At 72.1% G+C, this 6,811-nt stretch carries 7 protein-coding genes; 2 read left to right on the forward strand and 5 right to left on the reverse strand.

The genetic code is table 11. The features are described 5' to 3' along the window. Window positions 1–5: 5 nt before the first annotated feature. Complete coding sequence (locus NP777_RS28460) at window positions 6–1,172, forward strand: lipase family protein (protein ID WP_256653017.1); 1,167 nt, start codon at window positions 6–8, stop codon at window positions 1,170–1,172. Window positions 1,173–1,206: 34 nt separating this feature from the next. On the opposite strand, the gene NP777_RS28465 is transcribed toward NP777_RS28460, so the two are convergent. Beyond that, window positions 1,207–1,911, reverse strand: a complete 705-nt coding sequence (locus NP777_RS28465) for a TetR/AcrR family transcriptional regulator (protein WP_256653018.1) — start codon at window positions 1,909–1,911, stop codon at window positions 1,207–1,209. Between the two features lie 132 nt (window positions 1,912–2,043). Here NP777_RS28465 and NP777_RS28470 point away from each other — a divergent pair, with 132 nt between their 5' ends. Then, on the forward strand, window positions 2,044–3,075 hold the full coding sequence (locus NP777_RS28470) for an alpha/beta hydrolase (RefSeq protein ID WP_256653019.1): 1,032 nt from the start codon (window positions 2,044–2,046) through the stop codon (window positions 3,073–3,075). Between the two features lie 132 nt (window positions 3,076–3,207). On the opposite strand, the gene NP777_RS28475 is transcribed toward NP777_RS28470, so the two are convergent. From NP777_RS28475 to NP777_RS28490, 4 genes are all read right to left on the reverse strand, one after another. Beyond that, on the reverse strand, window positions 3,208–4,533 hold the full coding sequence (locus NP777_RS28475) for a dicarboxylate/amino acid:cation symporter (protein ID WP_256653020.1): 1,326 nt from the start codon (window positions 4,531–4,533) through the stop codon (window positions 3,208–3,210). A 377-nt stretch (window positions 4,534–4,910) separates the two neighbouring features. Continuing rightward, complete coding sequence (locus NP777_RS28480) at window positions 4,911–5,198, reverse strand: DUF4229 domain-containing protein (RefSeq protein ID WP_256653021.1); 288 nt, start codon at window positions 5,196–5,198, stop codon at window positions 4,911–4,913. A 154-nt stretch (window positions 5,199–5,352) separates the two neighbouring features. Then, window positions 5,353–5,877 carry a GNAT family N-acetyltransferase gene (locus NP777_RS28485; RefSeq protein WP_256653022.1) on the reverse strand — a complete coding sequence of 175 codons (525 nt, stop codon included), beginning with the start codon at window positions 5,875–5,877 and terminating at the stop codon, window positions 5,353–5,355. 123 nt (window positions 5,878–6,000) lie between these two features. Then, the gene (locus NP777_RS28490; protein WP_256653023.1) at window positions 6,001–6,660 is read right to left on the reverse strand and encodes a UdgX family uracil-DNA binding protein; all 660 of its coding nucleotides are present in this window, start codon (window positions 6,658–6,660) and stop codon (window positions 6,001–6,003) included. Window positions 6,661–6,811: the final 151 nt, after the last annotated feature.

The raw sequence follows: 6,811 nt of genomic DNA on the forward strand, positions 1-6,811 counted from the left end.
GCCGTATGCGCATCCGCACTACCGTGCTCGCCGCCCTCGCCGCCCTCGCCCTGACCTCGGCGCTGCCCGCCGCCCCGGCCGCCGCGTCGGGCGCCCCGGCCGCCGATCCCGGCAGACCCGGCGACATCGTCGCCTCCGCCCCCACCGCCTTCCGCACCCGGCCCGGGGGGCCGACCGCCGCCAAGGCATGGCACATCACCTACCGCTCGACCACCGCGACCGGCCGCCCCGACGTCGTCTCCGGCACGGTCCTCGTCCCCGACGACGGCAAACAGGGTCCGCGGCCGCTCCTCACCTGGGGCATCGGCGCCGTCGGTCTCGCCGACGACTGCGCGGTGTCCGGCCGGTTCCCGCAGGGCACTTCGAGCGAGGCCCAGCTGATCGACCTCGCGCTGCGCCGCGGCTGGGCCGTGGCCGTCACCGACTACGAGGGCCTGGGCACCCCGGACGACCACACCTATACGGTCGGCCGGTCCGAGGGCCATGCCGTACTGGACGCGGCGCGTGCCGCCCAGCGTCTTCCGGAGGCCGGGCTCTCACCGGCCGCGCCCGTGGGCATCATGGGCTACTCCCAGGGCGGCCAGGCGGCCGGCTGGGCCGCCGAACTGCACGCCTCGTACGCCCCCGAGCTGCGGCTGAAGGGCACGGTCGCCGGGGGCGTGCCCGCCGACCTCCCCACGACGCTGGAGTACAACGACGGCGGACCGGGCGCCGGGCTCGCCCTTATGGCGCTCACCGGACAGGACGCGGCCTTCCCCGCGCTGCGGCTCGACTCGTACCTCAACGACCGGGGCCGCGGCTATGCGGACTTCATGAAGCGGAACTGCCTGTCGCTCAGCACCATCGGCGGGCTCTTCCAGCACAGGTCCGAGGTGACCGTAAGGGACCCATTGGCCAGCCCGGCCTGGCAACTCGCGCTGCGCGGCTCCTTCTTGGGCACCCGCACCCCCGACCACCCCGTCTACCTCTACCAGGGCGTGGTGGACGAGCTGATCCCGTACCGGGTCGGCGCGGCACTGCGCGACCGCTGGTGCGCCCGGGGTGTGCCGGTGGAGTGGAAGGACTATCCGCTGGACCATGTCACCACGGCGGTGACCGGGATACCGACGGCCCTGGAGTGGATGGCCGGACGGCTGGCGGACGAGCCGACGCGGGGCAACTGCGCCGCGTAGGGTCCGGCCGACCCGTACGGCGTCGCCCTGCCCGTCAGCCGGGCCGCTCGGGCGACCACCCCTGCCCCTGGAACAGATTCCCCAGCCCGGCCCAGGCGAAGTTCATCAGGGTGGCCGCGGCCTCCTTGGCCGACGGCCCACCCGCCCGCCCGTCCGCCGTCCAGTCGGCGAGCGACTCGGCCGCGCCCACCAGCGCGTGCGCGAGCCCGGACACCTCGGTGCCCGCGAGGGTCCGGGCGCGTGCCTCGCCGCGCGCCTGCTCCCGCGCCGCCGCGCCGATCAGCTGCGTCACGAACTCCACGATCTCCGCCCGCATCACGACCACTTCACGGGCGAAGGACCGCCCCTGCGTCCGGGCCTGCGCATGCAACAGCGTCCAGCCGTCGGGATGTTCCGCGGTGTGCGCGAAAAAGCCGCTCAGCCCGCTCCACAACTGCCGGTCGGCGGGCGCGTCCCGCTCCACGGCGGCCCGGACCGCGGTCACCAGCGCCGCGGCCTCCCGCCGTATACACGCCGTGAACAACTGGTCCTTGGAGTTGAGATAGAGATAGACCAGCGGTTTGGAGACCCCGGCCAGCTCGGCGATGTCGTCCATCGAGGCGTTCTGATAGCCGCTGCGCGCGAAGGCCCGCACCCCCGCGTCCAGCATCTGCTGCTCACGCACCGCCCGTGGCACGCGCTTGCTCCCCGTCGCCCCGCCCACGCAGGCCGCCCCCTTCGATCGTGCCCCCGCACACATATCGCGGACAAGCCTACGTGGGACCACTGTCAGCGCTCTTGCCACGGCCGCCCGACGACATCAAAGTTTCAACTGACCACGCACCGTGCCCCGTTCAGCTCCGTAACGCAGTGCCGCGAAGGAGAACGAACGATGCCGAACCGCCGTCGCACACTCGCCGCGCTGACCGCGCTGGCCGCCGCACCGCTCCTCCCCGCCCACGCACAAGCCCGTTCCCCGGAGCCCGGCGCCCCGGAGCCCGGCGCATCGAAGGCCCGTTCCCCGGAAGCCCCTGCCGGACGCGGGGCGCCCGCCCGCGCACGCCTCGTCGCCGCGGAGCGCGTCGGCGAGCGCGTCCTGGACCTGACGGTCGACTCGCCCGCCCTGGGCCGCGAGGGCCACGCCCGCGTCCTCCTCCCCACCGGCTACGACCGCAGACCCCACCACCGCTGGCCGGTCCTCTACCTGCTCCACGGCTGCTGCGACCCGGGCCCCGGCTGGGAGGCGTGGACCCGCAACACCGATGTCGAGGCCATCACCGCCGCCACCCCGGCGCTGATCGTCTCCCCCGAGGGCGGCCCCGCCGGCTTCTACTCCAACTGGTGGAACGGCGGCCACTACGGCCCGCCCGCCTGGGAGACCTTCCACCTGGCCGAGCTGCGCCCCCTGCTGGAGCGCGCCCTGCGGGCCAACGGCCGCCGGGCGATCGCCGGTCTGTCCATGGGCGGCTTCGGCGCCCTCTCCTACGCCGCCCGCCACCCCCGCCTCTTCCGCGCGGCGGCGTCCTTCAGCGGGGTCATCCACACCACCCTGGACCCCGCCGGCGTCCAGGCCATCCTTACGGGCCAGGGCGCCGACCCGATGGCCCTCTGGGGAGACCCCGCCGCCCAGTCCGCGCTCTGGGACGCCCACAATCCGTACGCCCTCATCCCCCGGCTCCCCCGCGGCTATCCGCTCTACGTCGCCTGCGGCAACGGCGCCCCCGGCCCCCTCGACCCGCCGGACCGCCCCGAGGACGCCCTGGAGCGCGGCCTCGGCGAGATGGCCCAGCGCTATGTGCGCCGCGCCCGCGCCCAGGGCCTGGCCGTCACCGCCCACCTCTACGGCCCCGGCACCCACACCTGGCCCTACTGGGAACGCGAACTCACCCACGCCCTCCCCCTGCTCACCGCCCGGCTCGTCTGACGCGGGAGGTTTGCCACGGTCGGCTGCCGGTGGTGGCCGTCGTGGGCCGGGAGGCCGCGGCGGGCGAGTGAAACAGCACGGTGCCCCCGGACCGCGGAAGGTCCGGGGGCACCGCTTGGCGCTCGGCGGGTGTTACGCGGCGGCCAGCTGGGGCTCCGGCTCGTCGCGGTCCTCCAGCGGGGAGGCGCTGGCGTGGGCGTACGCCTCGTGGTCGAGGATCTTCTCGCGGGCCGAGACGATCACCGGTATCAGCGACTGCCCGGCCACGTTGGTGGCGGTCCGCATCATGTCCAGGACCGGGTCGATGGCCATCAGCAGGCCGACGCCCTCCAGGGGCAGGCCCAGGGTGGAGAGGGTCAGGGTCAGCATGACCGTGGCGCCCGTAAGGCCGGCGGTGGCGGCGGAGCCGATGACCGAGACGAAGGCGATCAGGAGGTAGTCGCCGACGCCGAGGTGCACATCGAAGATCTGGGCGATGAAGATCGCGGCGATCGCCGGGTAGATCGAGGCGCAGCCGTCCATCTTCGTCGTCGAGCCGAAGGGCACCGCGAAGGAGGCGTACTCCTTGGGGACGCCCAGCCGCTCGGTGACCTTCTGGGTCAGCGGCATCGTGCCGACCGAGGAGCGGGAGACGAAGGCGAGCTGGATGGCGGGCCAGGCGCCCTTGAAGAAGTTCAGGGGGTTGACCTTGGCGACCGTCGCCAGCAGCAGCGGGTAGACGCCGAACATCACCAGCGCGCAGCCGATGTAGATGTCGGCGGTGAAGGTCGCGTACTTGCCGATCAGGTTCCAGCCGTAGTCGGCGATGGCGGTGCCGATGAGGCCCAGGGTGCCCAGCGGGGCGAGGCGGATGACCCACCACAGGGCCTTCTGGAGCAGTTCGAGCACCGACTGGCTCAGGGTGAGGATCGGCTGGGCCTTCTCGCCGAGCTGGAGCGCGGCGACGCCCGCGACGGCGGCGATGAAGACGATCTGCAACACGTTCAGCTCGGTGAACGGGGTGATGACGTCGGTCGGCACGATGCCGGTGAGGAAGTCCAGCCAGGAGCCCGCGTGGTCGGGCTTGGCGCCGTCCTTGGGGGTCAGGTCGGTCCCGGCGCCCGGGTTGGTGACCAGGCCGATCGCCAGGCCGATGGCGACCGCGATGAGCGAGGTGGCCATGAACCACAGCAGGGTGCGGGTCGCCAGCCGGGCGGCGTTGTTGACGTTCCGCAGGTTGGTGATCGAGATCAGGATCGCGAAGAACACCAACGGCGCGACGGCCAGCTTCAGCAGCTGGACGAAGATGGTGCCGATCTTGTCGAGCGTGGTGACCAGCCAGCCGACATCACCGCTGCGGGCGATCCAGCCGAGCACCACACCGAGGACGAGGCCCAGCAGGATCTGCGCCCAGAAGGGCACCTTGGGCAGGCGGAAGGACGACGACCCCTGGGGGGACGCCTTGAGGGCGGACGACAACGGACACACTCCGGTGGAGGTAAGAGGGCGGGAGAAAGCCAGGAGTCCGTACGGGATCTCCGGCCGCTGTGCGCGAGATGGATCAGCGGCGACGACAGGCCGCGGACAGGCAGCGGCAAAGATCGATGTGCAGGCGCGCCACGAGCGGAACGCTCGCTGCGATGTGGGGCGCGGCTGCTGTCTTCATGACAAGTACGTTAACACCGCCGCTTTGGGGAACCCAAAGGAAATCTTTGACTTCTGAGGGCACCTGGGGGCGGCCGAGCGCATCTGAGGGGTCAAAAGACATCAACGCCCCTTGCGCCAGCGGAAACTGGCCCAAGGGGCGTCGGTGGAGGGTGCGGGGTGGTGTGAGGAGGGTTACAGCCCGGCGCCGGTCAGACGCCGTCCTCCTGGCTCTGGTTCGCCGCCAGCCGCTCCTTGGCGCGGTCCACCTTCTCGGCGACCTCGACGGCCAAGGCGTCCCGCTGCTTGCGCAGCACGATCCAGCTGAGCGGCGCGGAGATGACCAGCGCGAGCAGCATCACCCAGAAGAGATTGGAGCTGCCGAGACCGGAGGGCAGCACCCGGAAGTAGACCAGGCCCCAGATGACCAGGAACGAGCCGACGAAGATTCCCAGGCGCATGAGGGTGTAGCGGAACGCGGCGCTCGGCGTGAAGGACACGACTCGTCCTCTCTCTCCTGGGAGTTCTCCTGGGAGCTCTGCGGGGAGTTCTGTGGGGAGTTCTGCTGGGGAGTTCTGCTGGGGGTCTTCCGGGGCTTCCGAAGGCTTCCGCCGGAAGAACCTGTCCTCCCAGTGAACCACGGCCGGTTTCTGATCAATTCAGCGGCAGCCACATAGTGATGTCGTCCCGGAAGTCGTCGTCCGCGACCTTGATCGCGCCGGGCACCCGCCCGACCTCCTTGTAGCCGCACCGCTCATAGAAGAGGTCCGCCCCGGTGCCGCCCCGGCAGGTGAGCCGTATGCCCCGGATGCCGTCCATATCGCGTGCGGCGTCCTCGGCGGCGGCCATAAGGGCGCGGCCGTATCCCTTGCCCTGGTGGGAGGGGTGCACCATCACGGTGTAGAGCCAGCACCAGTGGCGCATCAGCCGGTGGGTGTTGAAGGTGAAGAAGGCGGTGGCAGCCACCGCGCCGTCCTCGTCGCGGCCCAGGAGCAGACGGGTCCGGCCCTCCGTCATCGCGGCCAGGTGCTTGAGCAGCTCGGAGCGTATGTCGTCCTTGGCCACGGGCGGTACGAAGCCGACGGCGCCCCCCGCGTTCGATACGTCGGCCCAGAGGGAGCAGACGGAGTCGAGCAGTTCGGGGGTGGTCTCGGGGTCAAGTTCACAACGCAGGGGCATGCGATCGACGATACCCAGGGGGTCTGTCAGCGCCCCCGCTCCCCCGTGCCCCGGGCCGCGTGCCCCGGGCCCGTAGGCGACCGCGTCCGGGCGGCCTCGTACACGACCGCGGTCCGGGCCGGCTCAGCCCAGCGCCTCCGCCGCGACCCTCAGATCGGCCACCAGCCCCTCGTACACCGCCTCCCGGTCATCGGCCCGCAGCACCGCGGAGGGGTGGATCGTGGGGACGATCAGGGCGCCGCGCGCCGGTCCCGACGGATCGCCCTCAAGCCGCGTCCCACGCTGCTCGGTCACCCGGAACGACGAGCCCAGCAGCGCCTTCCCCGCCGTGGCGCCGAGCGCCACGACCACCTCGGGCCCGATCAGCTCCAGCTCGGCCTCCAGCCAGGGCCCGCAGGCGGAGAGCTCGCGCAGGCTCGGCGGCTTGTGGATGCGCCGCTTGCCGCGCTCGGGGACGTGGGTGAACTTGAAGTGCTTGACCGCGTTGGTGATGTATGTCTCATTCGGGTCGATACCGGCCTCGTCCAGGGCCCGGCCGAGGACCTTGCCCGCCGGGCCCACGAAGGGCCTGCCCTGCCGGTCCTCCTGGTCGCCCGGCTGCTCGCCGACGAGCACGACCCGGGCGTCCGGGTCCCCGGCGCCGAAGACGGTCTGCGTGGTGTCGCGGTGCAGCGGGCAGCCGTGGCATCCGGCCGCCGCCTCCCGGAGCGCGTCCAGGTCGGCGCCCCGCGGGACGAAGGGGGCGGCGGTGTACGCGTCCTCGGGACTCTTCGTACCGGCCATGGCCCCCGAGTGCCCCGCTCGGCGGCCGTCAGACAGCGGCCGCCGGGCGGAGGGCGGTACGGGTCACACCGGCGACACGGATCACACCGGCGGTACGCCCGTGATACGGGCCACACCCGCCGCACCGATCGCACCTGACGGACGGATCACA

The organism is Streptomyces rugosispiralis, assembly GCF_024505145.1.
Classification (GTDB): Bacteria; Actinomycetota; Actinomycetes; order Streptomycetales; family Streptomycetaceae; genus Streptomyces; species Streptomyces rugosispiralis.

Bases quoted from the DNA above. Each gene is read 5' to 3' on its own strand.
- NP777_RS28465 (WP_256653018.1), bottom strand. From the start codon at position 1,911: ATGTGTGCGGGGGCACGATCGAAGGGGGCGGCCTGCGTGGGCGGGGCG.
- NP777_RS28460 (WP_256653017.1), top strand. From the start codon at position 6: ATGCGCATCCGCACTACCGTGCTCGCCGCCCTCGCCGCCCTCGCCCTG.
- NP777_RS28490 (WP_256653023.1), bottom strand. From the start codon at position 6,660: ATGGCCGGTACGAAGAGTCCCGAGGACGCGTACACCGCCGCCCCCTTC.
- NP777_RS28470 (WP_256653019.1), top strand. From the start codon at position 2,044: ATGCCGAACCGCCGTCGCACACTCGCCGCGCTGACCGCGCTGGCCGCC.
- NP777_RS28485 (WP_256653022.1), bottom strand. From the start codon at position 5,877: ATGCCCCTGCGTTGTGAACTTGACCCCGAGACCACCCCCGAACTGCTC.